Below are 26,830 nucleotides of genomic sequence, written 5' to 3' on the forward strand. Positions count from 1 at the left end.
ATCCTCCGGCCGGGTTTTTCATATCCCGCACAGGTTAGGCCCGCAGCGTCACACCATCCGGATAATCAGCCCATCCCGCCGGATGAACTGGTGCCACAGCGCCGCGCCGATGTGGCCGATCACCAGCGCCCCGAAGATGAGCCCAAGCACCTCATGCGAACCGGCCACAGTTACGATGGCATCGCCCCGCGCCACCGCAAATTTGGGCACGTCGAAGACGTTGAACCAGTTAAGCGGACGCGGACCGGCGGAGGACATGATCCAGCCGGTGAGCGGCATGAGGATCATCAGCGCATAGAGCAAACGATGCATCAACGCCGCCGCGCGCTTGGTGCGTCTGGATATGGTCGTCGGCAGCGGCGGCGGGCTGTTCATCAGGCGCCAGAGCAGCGCCAGTACGGACAGGACCAGCACAGTCAGCCCGATCGACTTATGGATATTCATGACGCCGGGGATCACCGCACCCAGCGGATCGTGCCCGAGGCCGATCGCGATATTGGCGATAATCAGCAGCGCAATGATCCAGTGCAGCCAGATCGCCACCATGGAATAGCGCACCCCCGCGTAAGTCCCCATCACGTCCTCCAACATGCCAATGAGGGGCAGAATGCGGACAAGGACCCCGCTGCGCAAGAGGCCGCTCAAATATGCGAGCGCGACGGAGGTGCTATCCTGCGATCTGGATGCCGATCCAGAAGGTCTGCGGTGTGCCCAGGTCTGTGCTCACGGCGCCGTTGGTCGAGGTGACCTGTCGGGTGACCACGCGCTCGTCGAACAGGTTCTCGACCCGGGCGACCAGCGCCACCCGGCCGGTCAGTGGCACGCGGGCATAGCCGTCGAGTGTCGTCGCGGGGGGCATCCGGTCGGCCTGCAGATCGTCCTCATATTGCGGGCCGACATGGCGGACGGTGAGCGCGAGCCGGGCATTGCCGGGCGCGTGCCAGCCCAGCGTGGCGCTGGCGCCATGGCGCGGGCTTTGTGCCGGTTGCAGGCCATCGAGCTGGGCCGCCGCGCCGCTCGCCTCCACGCGGCTGTCATTATAGGCATAGGATGCCGCGAGATCGAAGTCTCCGAGCGTCATCGTCCCGCTCACTTCCACGCCCTTCGCCACGATCGCATCGACGTTGCGGCGCTGGCGCAGATTGGTGCCGATCGTCACGTTCGTGACGGCATCGGCCAGATGATTGTAGAAGGCGGTGGCAGAGAGCGTCAGGCCGGGAGCCGGGGTCAGGTCGAACCCGGTCTCGACACCGCGCAACCGCTCGGGGGCGAGATCGGCATTGGCCTGCGTCGTCACCGGAAACACCGAGAAGCCGCGATACAGCTCGTTGATCGTCGGCAGGCGGAAGCTAGTGTAGCCCGCTGCACGCAAAGCGACTCCCGGCGTTGCCTGCCAGATCAGCCCCGCGCGGAAGCTGCCTTCCCAATCCTCGCGGTCGGCATAGGTCACCGTCCTGACCACCCCTGAGGCCGGCGTTCGCTCGGTGAAGCGCCCTCCGCTGATCCGCCAATAGTCGAGGCGCGCGCCGCCGGTCAGGATGAGGCGCCCGAGCGACCAGTCATCCTCCACATAGATCCCGCTCGTGACCTGCCGGCCACTGGCTTCACGCCGCGCGGTGGCGGCGCCAGTCGTGGCGTTGAGCGCCTCCTCATACATGTCTGCGCTCGCGAACCGGCTATCGGCGCCGATCCGCAGCAGATGATCCTCACCCACCGGCGGGCGCACCTCCAGCTTGCCGCCGAGCCCTGTCGACGGGGTGTTGCGCTGGTTCAACGTCGGGCGAAAGCTCGTCGCGCTGACCACGATGTTGCTGAAGTTGCGCAGTTGCACATAGCCCAGCGCCTCGACCTGCCAGTCGCCGCGCCCGACATAACGGAGGCTGGCGTCCTGCCCTTCCTGCGCGCTGTCGGCCCCGGCGAAGCGCAAGGTCCGGTCGTCGCGAAATAGGCCGATGCGCGCCTGAATCTCGCTCGACTCGCCCACGGCGGCGACACCGCGCGCGCTCACCGCCCATGTCTCGTAGGCCGCCGGTACGCTGGCCGCGACGCGCTGGTCCGCCGGCGTCGTCCAGAAACCATCGCCCCGCGCATAGCTGCCGGAGATGGAGACGAAGCCGTTGCCGAGATCGGGACTGACGCTGGCGTCGATCTGCTGGGCGTTGCGCGAGCCATGGAGCGCCCGGGCGCTATAGCGCGGCAACTGCGTGCGATCGGCACTGAACAGCTCGATGCTGCCGGCGACCGTGCCGGCCCCGAAACTCCCCGCACCACCGCCCCGGGTGATCCGCGCCGCGCCGATTCCGTCAAGCGGCAGGGCATTGAACGGAATGGAACCGAAGAAGGGATCGGCCAGCGGCACGCCATCCAGCAGCACGACCGCCCGGCTGGTCGCATTGCCGCCCAGCGCGCGCAGCGTGACGCCCTGCGCCGAAGGATTGGCCGAGCGGCTATCCGACCGGCGGAACTGCTGGAAGCCGGCGACATCGCCGAGCGCATGCTCGATCGTGCCGGAGGCGTCTTCCGCCAGCCGCGTCTTCTCGAGCGTGACCGATCCATAAGCCGGCGTGCCCCGCGGCAGTGCAAGCCCCTGCCCCAGCACCACCACATCCGGACCGGTTTCCTGCGCATGAAGGGGCATGGAGAGCAGCAGACTGGTGCTGCTGAGCAGCGCGACGAAACGGAAATGGGTCATCATGGGGCCGGGCCATGCCGGATCGGCCCGGCCTTGGCAACGCCGCGATAAATAAGCGGGGATGTCTGACCATTTGCTTTGACAAGGCCCGGCACCTGTCTCAATACAGGATTGGAGTTGAGGAGATGGAAGCAGTCAATCTCGAGGGTCTATCCTCGGTTGTCGACCTGAGCGGCTTTGATCGGGCCAAGCGCGCGGACATATGGGCTGGCGCGGCGCCGAATGTTTTTCCCGGCCTATGCGTACAGGCGATCGAGGCCAATCCCACAATCGGAGCGATCCTGCATCGCCGTGTTGGCCCGGGCGCGCTGTTTGCTGTGTCCTCCGCCCCTGCCGAGGTGACATACGCGCCCACCGGCAGCCCGGAATCCCACCAGTTTCTTACCATGATGTTGCAGGCTGAAGGCAGCTCTCTTGCCACCCAGCGGCAACGCCAGTGCGAGATGGCGCCGGGCGACATCTGCTTTATCGACGAGCGCTACCCATTCCGCCTGTGCGGGCTGGATTACAGCCAGCTGCTGCTGCTGCGCATGCCGCGCGCGCTGGTGATGAGCCGCTTTCCGGACATGGAGCATCTCGTCGCCACGCTCATTCCCGGGCGTGATGCCGGTACCTCCCTGCTCGCTCATACCGTGCTGCACCTGCTGCGCGTGGCGGGCGACCTGCGTGAGGCGCAGCAGCACGCGGCGATGAATGCCGTCATCCAACTTCTCGGCGCGACCTCCGGCCTCGCGGTAGAGCTGGAAAATGTCCACTGGCGCGTGCAGAAAGCGCTCGACTATATCGAGCTCAATCTCTCGATCCCCGGCCTGACCGCCGAACAGATCGCGCAGGCGCAGCATATTAGCCGCCGCCGGCTCGATCAGCTGATGCGCGATGCGCTCGGCGTCTCAATCACCGGGCAAATCTGGAATCGCCGCCTGCAGCGCGCTGCTGACGATCTGCGCGATGCACGCTGGGCGGGCGCCTCGATCTCGCAGATCGCTTTTGCCAACGGCTTCGAAGACCCGGCCCATTTCGCCCGCGCGTTCAAGCGCCGGTTCGAGACGACGCCCGGGCAGTGGCGCGCCCTCGCCCGGCCTTTGACTCACTGACCAGTCAGGATTCGTCCGGTGCCGCCGCAATCGCGCGGCGCTCATAGGCGCGCGCCAGAAACGCGCCGGTCACCAGCTGGACGATGTGGAACATCATTACCGGCAGGACGACGGCGCCGGCCATGGCTGCGGGGAAAAGCACATTGGCCATCGGCACGCCCGTCGCCAGCGATTTGACCGAGCCGCAGAAGACCAGCGAAGCCTCGTCAGGACGCGCCAGGCCGGTCAGCCGCGCCGCCAGCCGCAGCACGATGACGACCACGGCCAGAATGAGCAGGCAGAAGCCAAGCAGAATGGCGATGTCGATGCCGGAGATCGCCTGCCAAAGGCCGCCGGTGACCGCCTTGCCGAATGCCCCATAGACCATCACGAGAATGGCGCCGCGATCCACGAAGGAGGTCAGCATCTTGTGGCGCAGCAGCCAGGCGCCGATCCAGCCGTGCAGCGCCTGACCGATGGCGAAGGGGATCAGGATCAGACCCACGATTGCCCAGACGGCATCCATGTTGATCGCCGCGCTGCTCGCCAGCAGCAGGCCCGTCAGCAGCGGCGTAAAGACCACGCCAGCCAGATTGGAAGCCGCCGCCGCGCACACCGCCGCCGGCACGTTCCCCCGCGCGATCGATGTCAGCGCGATGGACGACTGCACCGTCGAGGGCAGACAGCAGAGGAAGAGAATGCCGGTAAACAGCATCGGCTCGATGACCGGTCCGGAGAGCGGCTTGAGGGCGATGCCGATCAGCGGAAACAGCGCGAAGGTCGCCGCGAGGATGAGCAGTTGCAGCTTCCACTGGCCAATGGCGCCGACCACCGCCTCGCGGGGCAGACGCGCGCCGTGGATGAAGAACAGCGCAATCACCAGCACCTTGCCGAGCAGGTCCACCGCCGGCACCAGACTGCCGCGCGCGGGCAAAAAGCTCGCCAGCAACAGCGTGCCCAACAGCATCAGCGTAAAACGGTCGATCTTCAGCCAGGCAAGGCGACCGGTCTTTTTCAATTGCTATCCCCCAATCGGATGAATGTCTGGCAGGCACCCTTAGGCCCATCCCGGCAAAGCCCATAGGCTCATGGCGCACAAATTCTAGTCGGCAAACCCCGGATGGTCGCCGCATGCCTTGGCCCGCCATCCAAAAGCCTCAGCCGGCTAGCCCGCCGCGGAACCATTCGATATGCTCGCGCTATTCCGAAACAGCCGGCTCCCCCTTTCCAGAGGATGACCGGCCCATCGAGAGACATGCTTTATGAAGAGGCCGACCTGCGTGACGACATTTGCCCTTGGTTTCATGCTGGCTGCCGGCGGCGTGCCCGCGACGGCGAGCTTCGCGCAGGATGCACCGATCATCGAGCGGCAGCGCCTGTTCGGCAACCCGGACCGCGCCCAGCTGCGGGTGAGCCCGGATGGCAAATATCTCTCCTGGCTCGCCCCGCGCGATGGCGTGATGAACATCTGGGTCGCGCCGGCCGACAATCCAGATCAGGCGAAACCGATGACCGCCGAGAAGGACCGGCCCATCGGCGTGCACTACTGGACGGCCGATTCCGCCATGCTGCTCTATGTGCAGGACAAGGGTGGGGACGAGAATTACCTGCTCTACGGGGTGGATGTCGCCACCGGCGTCGAGAAGCTGCTGACGCCCTTCGAGAAAACGCGCGTGATGATCGTCGGCACCTCTACCACGATCAGCGACCGCATCCTCGTCGGCATCAACAACCGCGACGAGCGCTGGCACGATGTCTATAGCCTCAACCTGAAGACTGGGGCGCTGACCGAGGTCATCCGGGGCGATGGCTATGCCGGCTTCCTCGCCGACAATAATCTCGTGCTGCGCATGGCACTGCGGCCCAATGCCGAGGGTGGCTATGATTTCTTCCGGGTCACGAACAACGTCGTGGAAGACAAGCCCCTCTCCCGCACCACGCTGGAAGATGCCCTGACCACCCAGCCCGCCGGCTTCACCACGGATGGCAAGACGCTCTACTGGCTGGACAGCCGGGGCCGCGACACCGCAGCATTGATCGCGCAGGACGTCACCACGGGGAAGAGCCAGGTGCTGGCCGCCAATGACAAGGCCGATGTCGGCGGCGCGATGGCCGATCCCGTGACCGGTGAGATCGAGGCTTATTCGGTGGAGTATCTGACCACAGAGTGGACAGCGATCGACCCGGATGTCGGCCAGTCGCTGGCATGGCTGCGCGAGCGACTGAAGGGCGATTTCCAGGTCACCTCCCGCACCCGCGACGATACCGTCTGGACGATCTACAACGATCCCGTGACGGCCCCGGCCGCGGCCTGGCTGTACGACCGCAAGAAGGGCGAGCTCACCAAGCTCTATGTCAGCCGTCCCGATCTGGAAGGCGCGCCGCTGGTGCCCATGCATGCACGGGAGATCCCCGCACGCGACGGCCTTACGCTGGTCTCCTACCTCACCCTGCCGCCCGGCAGCGATGCCAATGGCGACGGCGTGCCGGACAAGCCGGCGCCGATGGTCTTGCTCGTCCATGGCGGCCCGTGGGCGCGGGACAGCTTTGGCTATAACAGCTACCACCAGTGGCTGGCCAATCGCGGCTATGCCGTGCTGTCGGTCAATTTCCGGGGTTCGACCGGCTTTGGCAAAAGCTTCATCACGGCGGGCAATCTGCAATGGGGCCTCAAGATGCATGACGACCTGATCGACGCGGTCGATTGGGCGGTCAGCAAGGGCATCACAGCCAAGGACAAGGTCGCGATCATGGGCGGCAGCTATGGCGGCTATGCGACGCTGGCTGGTCTCGCCTTCACGCCCGATGCCTTCGCGTGCGGGGTCGATATCGTCGGCCCCTCCAATCTGGAGACGCTGCTGAACACCATCCCGCCCTATTGGACCGCCGGCATCGAGCAATTCCACCAGCGCATGGGCAATCCCAACACGCCCGAGGGGTTGGCGCTGCTCAAGGCGGCCTCGCCGCTGCACAAGGCGGGCCAGATCAGCAAGCCGCTGCTCATCGGCCAGGGAGCAAACGATCCGCGCGTGAAGCAGGCGGAGAGCGACCAGATCGTCGAGGCGATGAAGGCCAATAACATTCCCGTCACCTATGTGCTCTATCCGGACGAGGGCCATGGCTTCGCCAAGCCGCAGAACAATATCGCCTTCAACGCGATCACCGAGAGCTTCCTCTCGGCCTGCCTCGGCGGGCGGGCAGAGCCAATCGGCGCCACGGTCAAGGAGTCGAGTGCCAAGGTGCTGGCCGGCGCGGAGATGCTGCCCGGCCTGAGCGATGCGCTGAAGTAACTCGAAACAAAGGCAGGCCGGTGCCGCCCGGCCTGCCGCGCTCTAGGCGCATGTTCGAAAATGAGACAGTCTGGCGCATCCTTTAGGGAGGCGTTCCATGTTGAAGCCCATGCTCGCGGCCGCTCTGGCCGCCCTGTATCTCCCCGCTCATGCCATCACCCCATTCGAGATCAGCGGCACCGCCGATGTATACCGGATCGATCAGGTCGCGCAGACCACGACCTATCTGGGCAAGACGACGTTTTTCGCGAGTGGCGATCTCGCGGTGGGCGGCAATGGCGGCGGCACCATGCCCGGCGATTTCACCTATTCCGCCCTGTTCGGCCATGTGACGCGCTGGGACATCGGCTTTTCATTCGGGCCGGAGACGGCCGATCCCTTTGATGGGCTGTTTCACGCCACGCAGGGCGGCGGCGTTTTCATGTCCGGCTACGAGGTGTTTGACCGCGCCGAACTAACGATCACCAGCGCGCGCATGTGGCAAGATGAGAACTGGCCGGCCGAACCCTTCCCCGATATCCGCTTCGGCTCCTTCGTCCCCGAACCCGCAAGCTGGGCCATGATGATGGGAGGCCTGGCGCTGGTGGGTGCGATGATTAGGCGGCGGGAGATGTCGTTGAGCTTGGCGCGGGCCTGAGGACCAAACCTCCCGACCAGTACCACCCGTGCTCCTGCGAAGACAGGAGCCCAGGGCCCAACCGCAGCACACTATCGCCCTGGGCTCCTGCCTTCGCAGGAGCACGCGCTTTTCTTGCTTGTAAGTCCCTGATGCCAGCGCCCGCCCGCAACAATCGCGGGCGGGCGTCCGACCCGATCACGCGAAGTATACCGCCTTCGTCTCGGTGTAGTTTTCGAGACCTTCGATGCCGCCATCGCGACCGAGGCCGGACTGCTTGAAGCCGCCGAAGGGCATGTGGATGTCCACCATCATGCCATTGATCGTCACTGAACCCGCGCGATATTCGCGCGAGACGGCGAAGCCGCGCTCGGCATCCTGCGTGTAGATCGCGCCGTGCAGACCGTAGACGGTGTCATTGGCCTTGGCGATCATGTCCGCCTCATTGTCATAATCGACGAACGAGACGACCGGGCCGAAAATCTCCTCCTGGAAGATCGTCATGCTCGGGTCGACGTCGGTGAACACGGTCGGCTCGATGAAGAAGCCACGGTTGAGGTCGGCCGGGCGGCCGCCGCCGAGCGCGAGCTTGGCGCCCTCGGCTTTGCCCTTGGCGATATAGCCCTGCACGCGCTCAAGCTGGCGCTGCATGGTGAGCGGGCCCATGCCGGTATCGGCCTCGAACGGATCGCCGACCTTCACCTTGGAGACGGCGCTCGTATAGGCGTCGATGATCTCGCTCTTGCGGCTCTTAGGCACCAGTACGCGGGTCAGCGAGAAGCAGACCTGCCCGGTGATCGGCATGGAATAGGGCACGAGGCTCTTGAGCACATGGTCCATATCGGCATCGTCGAGGATCATCGCCGCCGACTTGCCGCCCAGCTCCAGGCTGACGCGGGCGAGACGCTCAGACGCGACGCCGGCAATGTGCTTGCCCGCTGCGGTCGAGCCGGTGAAGCTGATCTTGTCGATGCCCGGATGACGGATGAGGTGATCGCCCACCTCGCGCCCGGCCGGCAGCATGTTGAACACGCCGGCGGGGATGCCCGCTTCCTTGATCGCTTCAGCAAGGATGTGCGCGTCGATGGGCGTTTCCGGCGAAGGCTTGCAGACCATGGTGCAGCCTGCGGCCAGCGCGGCTGCGACCTTGTAGACCAGCAGCACCAGCGGGGCGTTCCAAGGCGTGACCGCCGCGACGACGCCGACCGGCTCCTTCACGACGCGCACCTTGTTGCCGCCCATCGAGCCGATGCGCTCATCGACGAACTTGTAGCTGTCGCACAGCTCGCCATAGAATTTGAACAGGCCGGGCACCTGATAGCTGGCCTTGCTGGAGAAGCCGATCACGGCGCCGACCTGGCCCGTCCAGGCCTCGGCCAGCTCGGGCATGCGCGCCATCAGAATCTCGGAGACCTTCTTGAGGTACACGCCGCGCTCCGCCGGCGCCATGCGCGGCCACGGGCCAGTGTCGAAAGCCTTGCGTGCGGCGGCGACAGCGACGTCCACGTCCGCCGTGGTCGGCTCGAAATAGGTGAGGACGGTTTCCTCGTCATGCGGGGTCACCACCGACAACTCATTGGTGCCGCTGCTCTTGCGCCATTCACCATCGATGAACAGCTGCGCCGCGCCGCGATCCTTTATGCCTTTGATCGTCTTGTTGAAATTTTCCATGCCGAATCTCCTAAGATCGAACGTCCTCTTCGTGGCGCCTTAATTGGCGATTGGCGCGCGAAGGCGCAAGCATGCGATGGCCACTTTCCGGATCGATCCCTGCCTCATGCTGCATTGACAGGGCGCCCGGCCGTGCCGAAGAAGGAGCGGAAAGGCATCGCGAACCGATGGGAAGGCGAACGCCTGCCGGCAAAGAGAGATCAGCCATCATGACCAGCGAAATGATCACCGTCGAAGCGCTTGTGGAAGCGCCCATCGATCATGTCTGGCGATGCTACACGACGCCTGACGACATCATACAGTGGAATGCGGCATCCGATGACTGGCATACGACGGTAGCTAGCGTCGACCTTCGCGAAGGCGGCGCATTCTCCTCGCGCATGGAAGCCAAGGATGGCAGCGTGGGCTTCGATTTCGCAGGCACCTACACCCGCATCGAACCGCAGCGCCTGATTGAATATGCGTTCGGGGAGCGCACCGCCCGCGTGACATTCGCGTCCGCAGCGAATGGCACCCATGTTCAGGTGCAGTTCGAGCCGGAGGACGAACATAGCCGCGACTTGCAGCGCGACGGCTGGCAAGCGATCCTCGACAATTTCGCGCGCCACGCCAAACAGGCGCATCAGGCGGGCTGACCCGCCCAATGGGCGGCGGTCAATCGATCACGTCCATCGCCATCAACCGCGCGACCGTCTCGTGCCGGAAGCGCTCGAAACTGCTCCGTGCCTCGGGCACCGGCAGACCGGTCACGAACGCGGTTTCCAGATCCTGATGCATCGCGCGCATTTCCGGCAGGAATTCGCTGTGCGTGAGGATGTGGGGGCGGTTCTCGCGGATCGCCTCGACCACCAGCCGGCCCATTTCCAAAGGGTCCATTGCCGCGCGCATCGCGGCCCAGAAGCGCTTGACGAACACGCCCTCCTCGCCCGGCGGGGCACTGCTGTCATCTTCCGGCACCGGCATCAGCGCGCTCTGCACGGCGCCCGGATAGAGGCAGGACACGCCGATGCCATGCGGCGCCAAATCGAGCCGGAGCGTCTGGGTGTAGCCGCGCACGGCATATTTGCTCGCGGCATAGGCGCCGGCGCCGGGCAGCGGCACCATGCCGGCCATGGAGGCTGTGTTGATGACATGGCCGCCCTCACCCTGCGCCTTGATGATCGGCACGATGATCTTGCAGCCGTTGACCACCCCGCCCAGATTAATCCCGATGGTCCGGTCCCAATCCTCAAAGTCTGGATCATCCGCCGCACCGCCGCCACCGACGCCCGCATTATTGGCCAGCAGGTGGATTTTGCCGAACACGTCCAGCGCTTCCTGCGCCGCTGTGCGCAGCGCCGCCCGGTCGGTCACGTCCACCCTGATAAAATGCGTGGCGTTGTTGCCCGTCATCAGGTCACGGGCGGCGTCGAGATGGTCCTGATTGTAATCGGCGATGACGAGCTTCATGCCTTCGGCCAGAAACGCGCGCGCCATGCCGAGGCCAATGCCACTCGCCCCGCCCGTCACGAAGGCCACCTTGCCCGCAAAATTCTTCATGCCCGCCTCTCCTCATGGTCCGTGCGCCTTTGAGCGTCACGCATTGCAAACAGGGTAACCCGCCGGAGGATCGGCGCCAAGCGGCTTGACCCATGCCGGACCGGACGCCATCAGGGCGGCGCGTGAAGGCTGCCGGGCAGCGATGGAATAAGGAGACGCAGGTGCAGTCCATTTTGGTGATCGGCGCGGGCTCGATGGGCTGCCTGTTCGCGGCACGTATTGCCGAGAGCGGCGCGGACGTGCTGCTCATCGACGTCGACAACACCCGCATCGAAGCGATCGACCGGGACGGCATCCACCTCACCGACGACAATGGCACGCGCACCATCTCGCTGCGGGCCGGGCTTGCGGCCGATGCCCAGCCGCCCATCGATCTCGCTCTGCTCTTCACCAAAGGGATGCACAGCCGCTCGGCCATCCAGTCGATCGCGCATCTCGCGGCCAGCGGCACCTATGTGCTCACGCTCCAGAATGGCCTCGGCAATCCGGAGATTGTGGCGGAGCGCTTCCCGCAGGACCAAATCCTCAAGGGGATCGCCGCACTTCCGGCCGACCTCCATGGCCTCAATGGTGTGGAATCCCACGGCACCGGCCATGTCGAGCTGGGCGCGATGACGCCGGCCGGCGCACATGCGGCGCAGGCCGCGACCGCCCTGCTCGCCCGCGCCGGTTTCGACGCGCGCTACAGCACGGACATCGATATCGCGATCTGGGAGAAGGTCGCCTTCAACGCCGCACTCAACCCGCTCGGCGCCGTCACCGGCCAGCCCAATGCCGGCGTGGACAACGCACCCGGCCGCCGCATCATCGCAGCGATCGTCGACGAGGTGGTGGCCACGGCCGAGGCCCATGGGGTGACGGTCGACCATGCGCGCATCACCGCCAGCATCGACCATGCCCTGGCCGAACATCGCGGTCACAAGGCTTCCATGCTGCAGGACATGATTGCCGGCCGTGCCAGCGAGATCGACTTCATCAACGGCGCCATCTGCGACCGCGCCCAAGCGGTCGGCGTCCCCGCGCCCAGCAATCAGACGATGGCCGATCTTGTCCGGTTGATGGAGCTGGCCCGGCGATAATCCGAGCTAAAACATCATTTATTGCAGCGCCTTGCAGGCTGCATTGAAGACCATTTCGCGCAGTGCCGGAAAATCGTCGATGCCGTAGTCGGCAGCGTCATCGCTGCAGGCGATCTCGACGCGGCCTTTCCACAGGCGCAGGTCGATATCTTCCGGCTTGATCACCCGGCGCGCGGCGATGTCGTAGAAGCTCCAGACGCGCGGCGTAGTATATTCGCCGACATTCTGCTCCACAACCAGCGCCAGGCGCCCGTTGCTCAGGCGCACCACCGAGCCGATGGGGTAGACGCCCACGCTCTCGATAAAGTGATCGAGAATCTCGTCATCCAGCTCGCCTTCCATGCCCCGCATCAGGCCGAGCGCGGCATTGGGGTCGATCCGTGGCCGATGCGGCCGGTCGGACGTCATTGAGTCATAGACGTCGCATACCGCCGCCATGCGGCCGAACAGGCTGATATTCTCGCCAGTCAGTTGGTTGGGATAACCGGAGCCATCGCAGCGCTCGTGATGCTCAAGGCAGACCAGTGCGACATCCTCGGCGATTTCGCCGCCCATCTGGAGGAACTCATAGCCAAGCGTGGTGTGCGTCTCGACGATCTTGCGCTCGCCCTCGCTCAAATCGTCGCTGATCGTCGCCACGTCGATGGGCAGATGGCCCATGCCCACGTCCATGAGCAGCCCGGCAAGGCCGGCTTCCTTCACCCGAGCATCATCGAGGCCCATCTGGCGGCCCAACGCGATCATCAGCGCGCTCACCGCCAGGCCGTGCGCATAGAGCGAACTATTCTCGCGGCGGATGCGCATCAGGCCGTTGAAGGCGTGCGGATTGCGCTGCACGGAGGCGAACAGATCCTCGATCACCGGCTCCACCTGCCCGCGCGAGATGGCTTTGCCCAGCCGCGCCTGCTCGAAGACGGCGCTCATCACGCGATTGGACCGCGCCACGACGGCCTTGGCATGGCCCACCTCCGCACCGACGCTCAAGGCGGTCGTGGAGCGGGGGTTGAACGGAACGACGTTCGATCCGCTCGCGCGCTCCGGCACCAGCTTGCGCAGCCGCTCCATGCGCACCCGCTCGGCAAGACCGACACCGCCCGAGGGGGCGGAGGAGCCCGCAGCCACGAGCGGTCGACGCAGCGTCGTCGCCGGCGGACGCGGACCGCCCGCACCCGCGACATCATCGCCCTTGTCGACGTCGATCATCACGCCCTCGACCTCGCTAGCGCGCAGGTCGGCAAGGATTTGGGGGTCGGTCAGCAGGAATTTCGTCCGCCAGAACGGGTGCTTGAGCCACGGCCCTTCAAGTTTGTGAATGAACATGCCGAGTTTCACGTCAGCAACATCGATTCTCTTGAGCATCTGGACTCCGCCGGTCAGGTACGAGCGACGACGATGGCGCCCGCACGATACTGAACGGCTAAGAGCCATGGTTATTTAATGGTTCGCCTTGTCCATGCACCATGATTGTCGGCCTTTTTGCGGCCAGGGACGAACCGGCGCTGCATTGACATCGTGAACAGGACGCAGCACGCAGCGCGCATGGCAAAGGAAACCCGCGCCACTCGGGCGCTGAGCAAGGCCGGCATCGCCTTCACCATCCATCTCTACGATTATGATCCGGCTGCCGCCCATATCGGCTTGCAGGCTGCCGAGGCGTTGGGCGAGCCACCCGAGCGCGTCTTCAAGACACTCATGACGCTGGTGGATGGCAAGCCGGCCTGCGCCATCGTTCCGGCGAGCAGCGAAGTGGCGATGAAGAAGTTTGCCGCGGCCCTCTCCGCCAAGAGCGCTGCGATGATGAAGCCGGCCGATGCCGAGCGCCTGAGCGGCTACAAGGTCGGCGGCATCAGCCCCTTCGGCCAGATGAAGCCCATCCGCGCGGTGATCGACGAGAGCGCTTTGGCCCAGCCGCACATCCATCTGAATGGCGGCCAGCGCGGCCTGCAGCTGTGCTTGGCGCCAGATCAGGCGATCGCCGCGCTCGGCGCAACGGTTGCGGCCATCACCGCCTGACGCGCAGGATCAGGCGAAATCGCCTTCCATGGGCGCCGATGGGCCGCGCGGCTTCCATCGCGACAGGGTGAGGGTGAAGCAGGAGCCGCCATTGACCGTGCGGTAGGTCGCTGCGCCCCCATGCGCCTCGGCGATGCCGCGCACCACGGAGAGGCCAAGACCGCTGCCTTTCGCCGCCCCGCCCTGCTCCATATACCGACGAAACGGATCGAAGGCGTGGCGGGCGAACTCCTCCGTCATCCCTGGCCCTTCATCGGTCACGCTCAGGAGCACGCTGGACGAAGAGATACGCAACGTCACGGCCAATTGACCGGGATCGGCATGGCGATGGGCATTCTCGAGCAGCGCCATCAGGGCCTGTCGAATACGTGCGGTATCGACATAGCATAGGCCGCGATCGACGACGGTGACGATGCGGAAGCCCGCGGTCTCCAGCTCGGGCTGCATCAGCCGGACGACCGTCTCCATTTCTTCGGCGAGATCGACCTGCTGGAAGCGCATGTCCAGCCGGCCGCCTTCCATGAGGCTCACCGTGCGTAGATCCTCGATCAAGCGGGTCAGGGCATTCACTTGCGTGACGAGCGAGCGCAGCAGCGGCGGATCGGGCGCAAACACCCCGTCGGCGAGGCCCTGGAGACGCCCGGAGAGGATCGTCACCGGGGTGCGCAGTTCATGCGCGATGGTCGCGTTCCAACGCCGGACGGCCTCCCCCGCCTGCTCCAGCCGGTCGGCCAGCAGATTGAAGTCCTCCACCAGCATCGTCGCCTCGGTGGGCGCCCGATCATCGCTGCGCGCACGGACCTTGATATTGCCATCCGCAATGATCCGCGCGGTCTGCGCGACCGAAACCAGTGGCTGAACGATCCGCCGGGCCAGCCGCGTCGCCACCAGCACGGCAATGCCGGTGGAGACGACGCAAAACAGCCCGATGAGCAGCCATTCGATGCCGTGCGGGCGCCAGTCGTCCGTCAGCGGAAACAGCATATGCGGCGCCACACGGATGATAACGCCATAAAAGATATAGAGGCCGATGATCGTGATCAGCACGGAAGCGACCGTGGAGATCACCGTGGACAACACGATCTGCCGCCCCAGACCGCCTGCCGGCTTCTTCATGAAATATCTGCCAGACGGAAGCCCACGCCGCGCACATTGTTGATGAAGCCGCGGGCGCCGGCATCCTCCAGCTTGCGCCGCAGCTTGCTCAAATGCGTGTCCACTGTCCGGTCGAGAGCGTCGCCGCCCGGCAGGCAGGCATCGACCAGTTCACCACGCGAGAACGCCCGCCGGGGTGCGCGCGCCATGTGCGCAAGAATGCGGAACTCGGTGAGGGTGAGAGACAGGCTCACGCGTTGCGGATCGTCCCCGACGATCACGCTGGCCAGATGGCTGTCCATATCGATTTCGATCGGCCCCACTCGCAGGGTGGAGCCCCGGCTGCCGCCGGACCGGCGCAGCACGGCGCGCGCCCTTGCGGCCACCTCCAGCGCGTTGAACGGCTTGACGACATAATCGTCCGCTCCGATGCGCAGCGCCTGCAGCTTGTCGATATCCTGATCGAGCGCAGTCAGCATGATCACGGGGGTCGAGCCACGACGCCGCAACTCGGCCAGCACGTCCCAGCCGTTGAGCCGCGGCATCTGCACATCGAGCATCACGAGGTCCGGCTTGAGCGCAAGGTGCAACTCCAGCGCGGTTCGCCCGTCGGCGGCACGGACCGTCCGGAAGCCTTCCCGCTCCAGATAGGCGGCGATGACATCGGCGATTTCCGGTTCGTCTTCCGCGACCAGCACGAGCGCGTTTTCGGCATCCATAGCATATCCTTCTGCCTGCAAGCCGTTATCGCAGTTCCAAACGGGGGGCCACCGGCCTCCACAATTTCTCTACACTTGACCAACACTGCCTCGACAAGCCAGTCCCAAAGGGCCAGCGCGGACAAGCAAAAATCAAGAGTCGGACATGATGACAAAATGCCCCCCCAGGCGCTGCGGCGCCTATATCGTTATCGCGTCGATGGCGCTTGTATTGTCCGCCTGCTCAGGAGGTGAAACCCCATCCTCGCCTCCGCCGCCAGAGGTATCGGTCGTGAAGGTCTCCCCCTCGCGCGTCGACGTGGCGGACGAACTGCCGGGCCGGGTGATGGCCTTCCGTGTGGCGGAAATCCGCCCGCAGGTGAATGGCGTCATCCAGCGCCGGCTGTTCGAGCAGGGCTCCGAAGTGCGGGCCGGCCAGCCCCTGTTCCAGATCGACGCGACGCCGTTCCGCGCGGATACACAGAGCGCCGCAGCCGCCGTGCAGCGCGCGCAGGCCGCCCTCAACCGCGCCCGCATCCAGGCCGAGCGCCTGGCACCGCTGGTGAAGGTCGATGCGATCAGCGGACAGGCCTATGACGATGCGGTGGCCGCGCGCGACCAGGCCGCTGCCGATCTTGCCCAGAGCCGCGCCACGCTGGCACGCCAGCAGGTCGATCTCGGCTTCGCCACGATCCGCTCGCCGATCAGTGGCCGGATCGACCAGTCCATGGTGACCGAGGGCGCCCTTGCCGCCGTCGGCGGCGCAGAACCGCTCGCCACCGTCCAACAGATTGACCGCGTCTATGTGGACGTGCGTCAGCCGGCCGCCCGCCTCGAAACGCTGCGCGAGGCGGCGCGTGCCGGCAATGCCGCCCAGGGTGCGCCCGTGGAGATCCTCTCGTCCGAGGGCAAGCCCTATGCGGCGACCGGACGCCTGCTCTTCTCCGGCATCAGCGTCGATCCCGGCACGGGCGAAGTGATCGCCCGGGTCGAGGTGCCCAATCCCACGCGGGCGCTGCTGCCCGGCATGTTCGTGCGCGCGCGTCTGCCCCGCATGGTCCTCCCCAATGCGCTGACGCTGCCGCAGCAAGCCGTGCTGCGTGATCCCGCCGGTCAGGCCAGCGTCCGGATTGTTGGGAAAGACGGCAAGGTCGAGCTGCGGCCGGTGCAGACCGGGGATGTGCGCGACGGAAGCGTCCTGATCACGCAGGGCATCAAGGCTGGTGAAACCGTGATTGTCGAAGGGCAGGATCGGGTCCAGCCCGGCGCCACCGTTTCGGCCAAGCCATGGCGCCCTGCAGCCGCCGCAAAGCCCGCCGCGCCCGCGGCCGCGCGCTGAAGACGAAAGCGAACCCATGCCCCGTTTCTTCATCGATCGGCCCGTTTTCGCCTGGGTGGTCGCCATCGCGATCATCCTTGCGGGCGTCATCGCCATCCCGCGCCTGTCGCTGGAGCGCTATCCGAGCATCGCGCCGCCAAGCGTCGAGATCACCGCGACCTATCCCGGTGCCACGCCGCAGACGCTGAATGACAGTGTCGTCAGCCTGATCGAGCGCGAACTCTCAAGCGTGCGCAATCTGCTGTACTTCGAGAGCTCGACGGACACCTCAGGTCAGGCGACGATCACCGCCACCTTCCAGCCGGGGACCAACCCGGAACTGGCGCAGGTGGACGTGCAGAACCGACTCAAGGCCGCCGAGCCGCGCCTGCCGCAGATCGTCCGCCAACTCGGCATCCAGGTCGATTCCGCCAATCGGAACTTCCTCAATCTGGTGAGCCTGGAATCGTCCAACGGCCAGCAGAACCTCGAGGAACTGTCGGATTATGCGGCGCGCTATGTTGTCGAGGAGCTCAAGCGTCTCCCCGGCGTCGGCCGTGTCCAGCTGTTCGGCGCCGAGCGCGCGATGCGCATCTGGGTCGATCCGGCAAAACTGGCGTCCTACGACATTGCGATGAGCGATATCACGGCGGCGATTGCTGCACAGAACACGCCGGTTTCGCCCGGCGTGCTGGGCGGCGAGCCGATTGCCGAAGGCCAGCGCGTCAAGGTTCCGATCACCGTCGAGGGCCAGCTGAAGACCCCCGAGCAATTCCGGGAGATCGTGCTGCGCGCCGGAACGGATGGCTCCGCCCTGAAGCTGGGCGATGTCGCCCGGGTCGATCTTGGTTCCGCGTCCTACTGGTTCCAGACGCGCCTCAACGGCAAGCCCGTGGCGTTGATGGCCGTCCAGCTCGCGCCCGGCGCCAATGCGGTCTCCACCTCCGCCCGCGTGCATGAGCGCATGGTCGAGTTGGCGCGGGCCATGCCCAGCGGCATGTCATACCGCATTCCGTTCGACACCGCGCCTTATGTGAAGATCTCGATCGAGAAGGTCATCGAGACCCTGGTCGAGGCGATGGTGCTCGTCTTCCTGGTGATGTTCGTCTTCCTCCAGAAATTCCGCTACACCATCATTCCCGCCGTCGTCGCGCCGATCGCCCTGCTCGGCACCTGCGCGGTGATGATGCTGGCCGGCTATTCCGTAAACGTGCTGACTATGTTCGGCATGGTCCTCGCCATCGGCATCATCGTCGACGACGCCATCGTGGTGGTCGAGAATGTCGAGCGCATCATGGCCGAGGAAGGGCTGCCGCCCAAGGAAGCCACACGCAAGGCCATGGGCGAGATTACGGGCGCGATCATCGGCATCAGCCTCGTCCTCACCGCCGTGTTCGTGCCAATGGCATTCTACAGCGGCTCGGTCGGCGCGATCTACCGGCAGTTCACCATCTCCATGGCGGTCTCCATCCTGTTCTCGGCCTTCCTTGCCCTGAGCCTGACGCCGGCGCTCTGTGCGACATTGCTCAAGCCGGTCACGGGCCATGAGACCAAGAAGGGCTTCTTCGGCTGGTTCGACCGCAAGTTCGACACGATGACGCACGGCTACCACAATTGGGTGACGCGCGCCCTGAAGCGCAGCGCGCGGATGATGGCGAGCTTCGCGGTCATCGTGGTGCTGATGATCGTCGGCTATACAAACCTGCCTTCCTCGTTCCTGCCCGATGAAGATCAGGGCTATTTCATGACCGTCTTCCAGCTCCCGTCGGACGCGACGTCCGGCCGAACGCTGGAAGCGCTGGAAGTCTTCGAAAAGCACACCGCGCAGCGCGCCGGCATTGCCGACACCATCTCGGTGCTGGGCTGGGGCTTCTCCGGCGCGGGCGCCAATGTCGGCCTCGGCTTCACGATGCTCAAGGACTGGAGCGAGCGTGACGGCGCGACCGCATTTGGCGAGGCCGGCGCGGCAAATCAGGCCACCGGCGCCGGCGTGCGCGAAGGGCTCGTGATGAGCCTCATCCCGCCATCCATCGATGGCCTTGGCACCACCGGCGGCTTCTCCGCGCGCCTTGAGGACCGCTCGGGCCGTGGGTTCGATGCCCTGATGGCCGCGCAGTTCCAACTGCTCGGCATGGCCGCGAAAAACCCGGCCCTTGCCGGCGTCTATCCGGAAGGCTTGATGCCCGGCACCAGCGTCGAGATGGTGATCGACCGCCAGAAGGCGCAGGCCATGGGCGTGCCCTTCGAGTCCATCACCTCCACGCTGAGCGGGGCCATGGGCTCGGCCTATGTCAACGACTTCCCCAATAATGGCCGTATGCAGCAGGTCATCGTGCAGGCTGATGCCCCCTTCCGCATGAACCTTGAGGACGTGCTCAAGCTGTATGTCCGCAACGCGGCCGGAAACACGGTCCCGCTCTCGGAGCTGGTCACGCCGCGCTGGGAGACAATGCCGCTGCAGCTGGTGCGCTATAATGGCTATCCCGCCATGCGCATTGCCGGCCAGCCCGCGCCCGGCCACTCCAGCGGCGAGGCCATGGCGGAGATGGAGCGGCTTGCGAGCCAGCTGCCGCCCGGCTTTGCCATCGAATGGACCGGTCAGTCGCTTCAGGAAAGGCTCGCTGGCAATCAGGCGATCCTTCTGCTGGGCCTCTCGATGCTGGTCGTCTTCCTGGTGCTGGCCGCGCTGTACGAAAGCTGGGCAATCCCGGCGGCGGTGATGCTGGTCGTGCCGCTCGGCGTGCTCGGCGCCGTGCTGGCGGTCACGCTGCGCAGCATGCCCAACGACGTGTTCTTCAACGTGGGCCTCATCACGATCATCGGCCTCAGCGCCAAGAACGCGATCCTGATCGTGGAATTTGCCAAGCATGCTTATGATAACGGCATGTCTGCGGTCGACGCCGCTTTGCACGCAGCGCGCCTGCGCTTGCGGCCGATCCTGATGACCAGCTTCGCCTTCACGCTCGGCGTCGTTCCGCTGATGCTCGCGGGCGGTGCGAGCAAGGAGACCCAGCGGGCCATCGGCACGGGCGTCTTCGGCGGCATGATCAGTGCCACCATTCTCGCGATCTTCTTCGTCCCGGTCTTCTTCGTGGTGGTGATGAAGCTGGTCGAGCGACAGAAGCGCAAGAAGCATGTCGATGGTTCATCGCAGACGCCCGCCGCCTACCCCGCATCGGAGAATTGAGATGCGTAAATTTGCCCTCGCGGCGCTGCTGCTGACCAGCGCCTGCTCGATGAACCCACGGCTGGAAACGCCGCCTGCCCCGGTTGCGCCGGTCTACCCGCTCGCCTCTCCCGAAGAGGCAGCCAGTGCCGCGGCGCTGGACTGGCACGAGATGTTTGGCGACCCGCGCCTGCAGCGGCTCATCGAGCTGGCGCTGGAGAATAATCGCGATCTGCGCGTCGCTACGCTCAACGTCGAGGCTGCCCGCGCGCAGTTCCGCGTCGCAAGAGGTGCGCAACTGCCGACGCTGGATGCCAGCGCCGCTTATTCCCGGCAGCGCGTCTCGGCGGCCGCCTCACAAACCGGCGCTGGGGCGGAGTTCAGCCAGTTCTCCGCCAATGCTGCGCTGACCAGCTTTGAGATCGATCTGTTTGGTCGCCTCCGCTCGCAGAGCGAGGCCGCCTTCGAGCGCTATCTCGCCACTGACGAAGGCCGCCGTGCCGCGCGCATCGCGCTGATCGGGTCGATCGTCGATGCCTATCTGGCCGAACGGCTCGCCGAGGAGCAGCTTGCCCTCACCGACCGCACGCTGGGCGACTGGCAGGATTCGCTCGCGATCACTCGCCGTCTCCAGCAGGCGCGGCAGGTCAGCGGGCTCGATGTTGCGCAGGCAGAGGGACAGGTGAGTCAGGCCCAGGCCGATCAGGCGATGCGCACGCGGATGCTGGCCGAGGCGCGCAACGCGCTGCAATTGCTGGTCGGGGCGCCCCTGCCCGCCGACCTGCCCGCCCCCATCGCGCTCATGGACCAGCCGATCCGCACCCAGCTGCCGGTCGGCCTGCCCTCCGCCCTGCTCGCCAGCCGGCCGGACATCCGTCAGGCCGAGCATGAGCTGGTCGCCTCCAATGCCGATGTCGGCGCCGCCCGCGCCGCCTTCTTCCCGCGCATTTCGCTCACAGGTCTGTTCGGCTTCACCAGCATGGCGCTGGACAGCCTGTTCGATAGCGCAAACCGCAACTGGTCGTTCACGCCGCAGATCACCCAATCGATCTTCAACGGCGGCAGTTTGCAGGGCCAGCTCGATCTGGCGAAGGTTCGCAAGTCGATCGCCATCGCAAACTACGAAAAGGCCATTCAGTCTGCGTTCCGCGAGGTCGCAGACGGGTTGGCCGGGCGGGAGACCTATACCCGCCAGATCGAAGCCCAGCGGGGCGTGGCCCAGTCGGCCGCGCGGCGCGCCGAGCTTTCCCGCCTGCGCTATCAGGCCGGGGTCGATGCCCGGCTGGAACTGCTCGATGCGCAGCGCAGCGATTATGCTGCGCGGCTCGCGCTGCTGGAGTTGCGGCGTCAGGAGCTCTCCAGTGCCGCCGGGCTCTACCGGGCCCTGGGCGGGGGCGATGAGCCGACCGCGCCGACTGCTGGTCAGCCGACGCCGCCGAACTCCCAGTGACCATAGGCTTTCCCTCGCAGCAGTGAGGGCACCTGTGACGCCGGAACCGGCTTACTGAACAAGAAGCCCTGCCCCAGCGTGCAGCCCCGCGCGCGGAGATAGCGGGCCTGCGCGATGGTTTCGACGCCTTCCGCGACCGTCTGCATCCCCAGGCGCCGGGCCATCTGCAACACGGCGTCGATAACGGCCGTCGCGCCGGGGGTGCTGTCCTCGATCCGGTCGATGAACGACTTGTCAATCTTGATCACGTCGACCGGAAATTGCTGGAGATGGCTGAGCGAAGCATAGCCCGTGCCGAAATCATCCAGTGCGACCATCACTCCAAGGCCGCGCAGCTCCTCGAGCATCCGCGCGACTTCTGGCCCCAATTGCCCGATGAGCACAGTCTCCGTCACTTCGATGTCGATCTGGGCCAGACCCTGCCGATGGGCCCGGGCGGCATCTTCCAGACGGGCCGGCAAACTCGGCGCGCGAAAGTCGCCCGCGGACACGTTGACCGCGATCCGCCCCGGCTCCAGCCCATCGGCCCGCCAGCGCGCAATGTCCGCAAAGATGCCGCAGATCATCCGGTCGGTCAGCCGCACCGACATTTCGGCATCCGAGAACGCCGCCTCGATGGCCGCAGGCGGCAGAACCTGGCTGTTCTCGGCCACCCGCAACAGCGCTTCCCAGCCGTCGATCTGCCCGGTCTGGAGGTTCACCTTGGGTTGGTAGAACGGCACGATGCGGTCCTCGTCCAACCCTGCGCGCGCCATGACGAGCATGCGGGTTCGCCTCTCGGATGCTACCTTGAGGGACGGGGAGAACTCCCGGACGGAGCCGGGCATGTCGGCCTTGGCTGCATAGAGAGCAAGGTCAGCCGCGATCAGGAGGTCCCCGGGCTCAAAGCCATCGCGCGGCCAGACAGCGACACCGACGGAAAAGCTGACCGGAATGCGCAGTTCTTCGATCTGCACCGGCACTTCAAAGCAGCGCTTCAAGGCGTCCGCTACCGGGCGATATTCGTCCGCCGCAGACAGGCCAGGCAAGATGATTGCAAACTCGTCGCCGCCCAGCCGAGCCGCTGTCGCCCCCTCGGGGATACAGGAGGACAGGCGCCGAGCGACCTCCACCAACACCCGGTCGCCTGCGGCATGGCCGAGCGAATCGTTCATTTCCTTGAATCCATTGAGATCCAGGATCATGAGCGCCACCGGATCACCGGAATCACATGCCGCGTCGATCGCGGCCTGAATACGAACGCCGAAGAGCGCCCGGTTCGGAAGCCTAGTGAGATGGTCGTGATACGCGGCCCAATTCAGTTCGGCCTGGGCCTGCTTCTGCTTGGTGATATCCAGTATCGATCCGACAAGCCGGACTGCTACGCCCTTGTCGCCGCGCACGATGACACTTCGCGCCTTGGTATCGATGAACGTCCCTTTGGCCGTGCGAAACCGAAACTCCTCGAGCCAGAACTTCTGGCCACTCTCCAGGGCCCGCCTCTGGTTGGCGAGGACCCGCTCCCGGTCATCGGGGTGAATACGCTCGATCCACCAATCGAAATGCGTGGCTTGATCCAGTTCCGGATAGCCCAGGACTTTTTTGTACGCCCCGCTCCAGGTCGTGATGCCGGTTGGCAGGGAGCAGTCCCATATGACGTCGTTCCCAGCTTCCGCCGCCAGGCGGTAGCGCTCCTCGCTCTGCCTGAGCGCGGTTTCGGCGATCACATGGTCGTGGATGTCTTCCAGCGTGCCATACCAGGCGAGGACTTTGCCATCTTCACCCCGGTGAGGCCGTGCGCGCGCCCGGTACCAGCGGTACATCCCGTTCGCCATGCGGATGCGATAGCGGACATCGGCGGCATCCGACTGATTTTTGACAACGTCCGCCCATAAGGCCTGAACGGTCGGAAGGTCATCAGGATGAACGGCCTGCGTCCATCCATATCCTAGCCCGGACTCTAGATCGAGGCCCACCTGTTCAGCCCAAAGTGGGCCAATTTCGGTGATGCGTCCCTCGGCATCGGCCATCCAGGCGATCTGGGGATTGAGCTCGACATAGGCGCGATGATGCGCTTGCACATGGGCTAGTTCATCGAGCGCCTCGGCAAGCTGGCCGTCATCCGCCGATGCCGCACTGCCACCAGTCAATCCACGCCAGGCCAGAACAAGGGCGGTCATGAAGAGCAGACTGGCCACGCCTTCGACGATGATATGATCCATGTCAGGCCCGGTAGTCGTTCCGGCACGCGCACCCAAGGCCGCAACCCCTGTCAGCAGGATCGCTGAAAAGGAAACGCCTGTCACCAGCCCCGCCATCACAAGCCAGGCCCGACGTATGCTCTGCGATTTCATGTTGAACGTATGACCGAGAATGGCCGTGGCCGTTAAAATGCCAGACCCGCAAATCGCCACAATGATCAGCATGCCCCGAATCTGCTGATCAACCACGACCAGATGGTAAAAGCTCTCCACGCCGTCCAATCGTCTCTGAGTTTAGGAGAGTGCTAAGCGTTCAAAGGTTAGTAAAACGTTGCCACAGGACGAAACGAACGGGCTATCGTCAGATCGATCAAATGGTGCTCACAAACCAGGAAAGATGACGCAAAGAAAAATCGCATTTTTCGGCTCGACCGATGAGCCGAATTCCGTAGCGTTTCTCGCTCAATCCCCCTGGAAGCGCGGCACCCGCTTCTCCAGAAAGGCCGCGACGCCCTCCTGAAAATCCGCGCTGTGGCCGGCCGCTGCCTGATTGGTAGCTTCGATGCCCATCGTCTCCGACAGGCTGTGATTGAGTGCGGCAGCGACCTGCTTACGGATCATGCCGATGGCGCGGGTCGGCCCTTGCGCGAGTTTGAGAGCAAGACCGCGTGCGGTTTCGCCGAGCCTCTCGTCGTCGGTCACGCGGGCGACCAGTCCGGCGTCCTGCGCCTCCTGAGCGCTCATCGGCTCACCAAGAAGCGCCAGTTCGAGCGCCTTGGCGCGCCCGGCGCTCTTCGCGACCAGCCATGTCGCCCCGGCATCGGGCACCAGCCCGATATTGACGAAGCCAAGCTGCAGATAGGCAGAGCGCGCCATCACCACGATGTCGGCGGCCAGCGCCAAGGCGACGCCGGCGCCAACCGCCGGCCCGTTGATCGCGCTCACCACCGGGATATCGAGCCCGGCCAGCCGCAGGAACAGAGGATGGTAATAGGTCGCCAGGGTTTCCCCGAGATCGGCGCCGATGCCTTCGCTATCGGCCAGATCCGCGCCGGAGCAGAACGCCCTGCCCGTCCCGGTGATCAACACGGCCCGCGCACCTGCACGCACGCCCTCATCGAGCTTGCGGGTCAGGTCTGCCAGCAGGCCGGTGGACAGGGCATTGAGCCGCTCGGGGCGGTTAAGGGCAAGGGTCAGCACCCCATCGTCCAGCGTGGACAGCACGATCTCGCTCAATCGATCCTCCCTTGCGGCGCGGTTGCCGACCGCTGTTCTGACTGGGCGCAGGCTAGCATCGTACCCGCGCGCGGCAAGCGTCGCGCCAGAGCGAGTATGGATCGGCAAACACGAGCAGCAATTTGCGGAATTGCGAAATGAGCTGGTTCCGCTACGGTGCGGGCGTCTTGAAGGACGTCCTGGTTTATCGGCACAGGCGCTAACCCGCGGATGAAAAATTTGCGGATCGTGCCCACTGTCCCGGCCAGTGCGGCGATCCCTCACCCCGACTCGTACCCCGGAGACAGTCCTTGCCACGCGGAAACAGATTGTTCGTTGGCCAGAAAGTGCGCGACCTGCGTCTGCAGAGCCGGCTCGATCAGGCGGACATGGCGCGGCTGCTGGGCATCTCCGTCTCCTATCTCTCGCAACTGGAGAATAACGACCGTCCCCTGACCGCACGGGTAAAGGCCGCGCTGGCGGCGGCCTTTCCGCTCGACTGGTCCGATTTCGATGCCCGGCCTGAGGAGCAGTTGCTCGGCGCCTTCAACTGGGCGCTCGCCAATCCCGGCCATCGCTCACCGCCTCCCGATCCCGAGCGGACCGAGCGGCTGCATGTTCAATATCCTGAATTCGCAGCGCGCTATGTGGAATTGCATCACGCGCTCCGACAGACCGAGGGTCGGCTGGCCATGGCGGAGCAGGCGCTCGGTAACGGCCTGCTGCCGGGCGCACGCGCGACTTTCGATCAGGTGAGCGATCGGCTGCGGCTGTTCGACAATTATTTCCACGATCTCGACACCGCCGCCGAGGATCTCGCCACCCAGCTCAGCATCGGCGCGCGCTCCGATGCGGAAGCCACCATAGCGGCGCTCAGCGCGGCACTGCGTGACGAGCATGATTGCGCTGTCAGTCGCGAACCACTCAAGACCACGCTGTTGCGCGCGCCCTCCCCCGATGGCCGGACTTTGCACGTTAACGATCGCCTGCCCGCCGCGAGCATCGCCTTCCAGCTCGCCAGTCATATCGTGCATTTGCGCGGGCTGGCCGATTCCACGATGCGCGCCATCATCGCCCAGCATCCGGTCGGCGCGCCTGCCGATGCCCTGCTGCATCACGCGCTCGTCAATTATGGCGCTGCCGCCTTGCTCATGCCTTATGGCCTCTTTCGCGAGATGGCCCGGACGCTCCGCCATGATGTCGATGCGCTGGCGGACTGGTTCGGCGTGAGCATCGAGCAGGTGGCGCATCGCCTCGCCACGCTGCAGCGACCGGGACAGCGCGGCATTCCCTTCTTCTTCTGTCGCATTGATCCCGCCGGCAACATCACCAAACGACACAGCGCGACGCGGCTCGACTTTGGCAGCTATGGCCCGCTCTGCCCCCGCCTCAGGCTGCACGAGGCGCCGACGCGGCCCGATTACAGCGGAGCGGAGCGCGCGGAAATGCCCGATGGCGTGCACTACATCCTGCTCGCCCGCGCCATCGCACGACCGGACCGCCGCCATGCCATCGTGCTCGCCTGCGAACGCGATTATGCCGCCCATCTCACTTGGGCGGACGGGCTAAACCTCGCCGATGATACCGCAGTCACCCCCATCGGGCCCGGGTGTCGCCTGTGCCCGCGCGAAGGCTGCCCGCAACGCGCCTTCCCGCCCATCGACCGCCCGATCCATGTCGAGCGGGATGGCCGGCACGTCATTCCCTACAGCATCGGCTGACGGGCGTGCCGGCC

At 65.2% G+C, this 26,830-nt stretch carries 20 protein-coding genes; 10 read left to right on the forward strand and 10 right to left on the reverse strand.

All coding sequences use genetic code 11. The features are described 5' to 3' along the window. Positions 1–48 precede the first annotated feature (48 nt). The gene (locus M2337_RS13365) at positions 49–576 is read right to left on the reverse strand and encodes a cytochrome b (protein WP_181561440.1); all 528 of its coding nucleotides are present in this window, start codon (positions 574–576) and stop codon (positions 49–51) included. A 91-nt stretch (positions 577–667) separates the two neighbouring features. Beyond that, on the reverse strand, positions 668–2,695 hold the full coding sequence (locus M2337_RS13370) for a TonB-dependent receptor (protein ID WP_413716202.1): 2,028 nt from the start codon (positions 2,693–2,695) through the stop codon (positions 668–670). Between the two features lie 122 nt (positions 2,696–2,817). On the opposite strand from M2337_RS13370, the gene M2337_RS13375 reads away from it, so the two are divergent. Then, positions 2,818–3,786, forward strand: a complete 969-nt coding sequence (locus M2337_RS13375; RefSeq protein WP_181559957.1) for a helix-turn-helix domain-containing protein — start codon at positions 2,818–2,820, stop codon at positions 3,784–3,786. A 4-nt stretch (positions 3,787–3,790) separates the two neighbouring features. On the opposite strand, the gene M2337_RS13380 is transcribed toward M2337_RS13375, so the two are convergent. Next, positions 3,791–4,783 (reverse strand): bile acid:sodium symporter family protein, encoded by a 993-nt coding sequence (locus M2337_RS13380; protein ID WP_264570646.1) that lies wholly within the window; start codon positions 4,781–4,783, stop codon positions 3,791–3,793. A 262-nt stretch (positions 4,784–5,045) separates the two neighbouring features. Here M2337_RS13380 and M2337_RS13385 point away from each other — a divergent pair, with 262 nt between their 5' ends. Together M2337_RS13385 and M2337_RS13390 are read left to right on the forward strand one after the other, a co-directional pair. Then, positions 5,046–7,055: a S9 family peptidase gene (locus tag M2337_RS13385; RefSeq protein ID WP_319799442.1), complete on the forward strand. Its 2,010-nt coding sequence runs from the start codon at positions 5,046–5,048 to the stop codon at positions 7,053–7,055. A 97-nt stretch (positions 7,056–7,152) separates the two neighbouring features. Beyond that, positions 7,153–7,692 (forward strand): PEPxxWA-CTERM sorting domain-containing protein, encoded by a 540-nt coding sequence (locus M2337_RS13390; RefSeq protein ID WP_264570647.1) that lies wholly within the window; start codon positions 7,153–7,155, stop codon positions 7,690–7,692. 177 nt (positions 7,693–7,869) lie between these two features. On the opposite strand, the gene M2337_RS13395 is transcribed toward M2337_RS13390, so the two are convergent. Beyond that, on the reverse strand, positions 7,870–9,342 hold the full coding sequence (locus tag M2337_RS13395) for an aldehyde dehydrogenase (RefSeq protein WP_264570648.1): 1,473 nt from the start codon (positions 9,340–9,342) through the stop codon (positions 7,870–7,872). Positions 9,343–9,551: 209 nt separating this feature from the next. Between M2337_RS13395 and M2337_RS13400 the strand changes: the two genes are divergently transcribed. After that, entirely contained in the window at positions 9,552–9,977 is a 426-nt protein-coding gene (locus M2337_RS13400) for an SRPBCC family protein (protein WP_264570649.1), read from the forward strand. Positions 9,978–9,996: 19 nt separating this feature from the next. On the opposite strand, the gene M2337_RS13405 is transcribed toward M2337_RS13400, so the two are convergent. After that, the gene (locus M2337_RS13405) at positions 9,997–10,881 is read right to left on the reverse strand and encodes an SDR family oxidoreductase (RefSeq protein WP_264570650.1); all 885 of its coding nucleotides are present in this window, start codon (positions 10,879–10,881) and stop codon (positions 9,997–9,999) included. 161 nt (positions 10,882–11,042) lie between these two features. Between M2337_RS13405 and M2337_RS13410 the strand changes: the two genes are divergently transcribed. Further along, the gene (locus M2337_RS13410) at positions 11,043–11,960 is read left to right on the forward strand and encodes a ketopantoate reductase family protein (protein WP_264570651.1); all 918 of its coding nucleotides are present in this window, start codon (positions 11,043–11,045) and stop codon (positions 11,958–11,960) included. Positions 11,961–11,978: 18 nt separating this feature from the next. Here M2337_RS13410 and M2337_RS13415 read toward each other — a convergent pair whose 3' ends face one another. Beyond that, complete coding sequence (locus M2337_RS13415) at positions 11,979–13,319, reverse strand: HD-GYP domain-containing protein (protein ID WP_264570652.1); 1,341 nt, start codon at positions 13,317–13,319, stop codon at positions 11,979–11,981. Positions 13,320–13,499: 180 nt separating this feature from the next. Here M2337_RS13415 and ybaK point away from each other — a divergent pair, with 180 nt between their 5' ends. Next, on the forward strand, positions 13,500–13,973 hold the full coding sequence (ybaK, locus tag M2337_RS13420) for a Cys-tRNA(Pro) deacylase (protein WP_264570653.1): 474 nt from the start codon (positions 13,500–13,502) through the stop codon (positions 13,971–13,973). A 9-nt stretch (positions 13,974–13,982) separates the two neighbouring features. On the opposite strand, the gene M2337_RS13425 is transcribed toward ybaK, so the two are convergent. Both M2337_RS13425 and M2337_RS13430 read right to left on the reverse strand, forming a co-directional pair. Continuing rightward, complete coding sequence (locus M2337_RS13425; RefSeq protein ID WP_264570654.1) at positions 13,983–15,089, reverse strand: ATP-binding protein; 1,107 nt, start codon at positions 15,087–15,089, stop codon at positions 13,983–13,985. Beyond that, positions 15,086–15,787 carry a response regulator transcription factor gene (locus tag M2337_RS13430; protein WP_264570655.1) on the reverse strand — a complete coding sequence of 234 codons (702 nt, stop codon included), beginning with the start codon at positions 15,785–15,787 and terminating at the stop codon, positions 15,086–15,088. Before M2337_RS13430 ends, M2337_RS13425 begins: the two co-directional genes overlap by 4 nt. A gap of 271 nt (positions 15,788–16,058) precedes the next feature. Between M2337_RS13430 and M2337_RS13435 the strand changes: the two genes are divergently transcribed. The 3 genes from M2337_RS13435 to M2337_RS13445 are packed head-to-tail and all read left to right on the forward strand — an operon-like array spanning position 16,059 to position 21,700. Further along, positions 16,059–17,105: an efflux RND transporter periplasmic adaptor subunit gene (locus M2337_RS13435; protein ID WP_264570656.1), complete on the forward strand. Its 1,047-nt coding sequence runs from the start codon at positions 16,059–16,061 to the stop codon at positions 17,103–17,105. Between the two features lie 16 nt (positions 17,106–17,121). Beyond that, a complete protein-coding gene (locus tag M2337_RS13440) occupies positions 17,122–20,271 on the forward strand; it encodes an efflux RND transporter permease subunit (protein WP_264570657.1) in 3,150 nt (1,049 codons plus the stop codon). Between the two features lies 1 nt (position 20,272). Then, entirely contained in the window at positions 20,273–21,700 is a 1,428-nt protein-coding gene (locus M2337_RS13445) for an efflux transporter outer membrane subunit (protein WP_264570658.1), read from the forward strand. Here the strand turns inward: M2337_RS13445 and M2337_RS13450 are convergent. Further along, positions 21,673–24,153 carry a putative bifunctional diguanylate cyclase/phosphodiesterase gene (locus tag M2337_RS13450; RefSeq protein WP_264572270.1) on the reverse strand — a complete coding sequence of 827 codons (2,481 nt, stop codon included), beginning with the start codon at positions 24,151–24,153 and terminating at the stop codon, positions 21,673–21,675. The genes M2337_RS13445 and M2337_RS13450 overlap by 28 nt on opposite strands. Before the next feature lie 189 nt (positions 24,154–24,342). Continuing rightward, entirely contained in the window at positions 24,343–25,116 is a 774-nt protein-coding gene (locus M2337_RS13455; RefSeq protein ID WP_264570659.1) for an enoyl-CoA hydratase-related protein, read from the reverse strand. A gap of 308 nt (positions 25,117–25,424) precedes the next feature. Here M2337_RS13455 and M2337_RS13460 point away from each other — a divergent pair, with 308 nt between their 5' ends. After that, positions 25,425–26,816, forward strand: a complete 1,392-nt coding sequence (locus M2337_RS13460) for a helix-turn-helix domain-containing protein (protein ID WP_264570660.1) — start codon at positions 25,425–25,427, stop codon at positions 26,814–26,816. Positions 26,817–26,830 lie beyond the last annotated feature (14 nt).

Origin of the sequence: Sphingobium sp. B2D3A (assembly GCF_025961795.1) — a bacterium.
GTDB lineage: Bacteria > Pseudomonadota > Alphaproteobacteria > Sphingomonadales > Sphingomonadaceae > Sphingobium.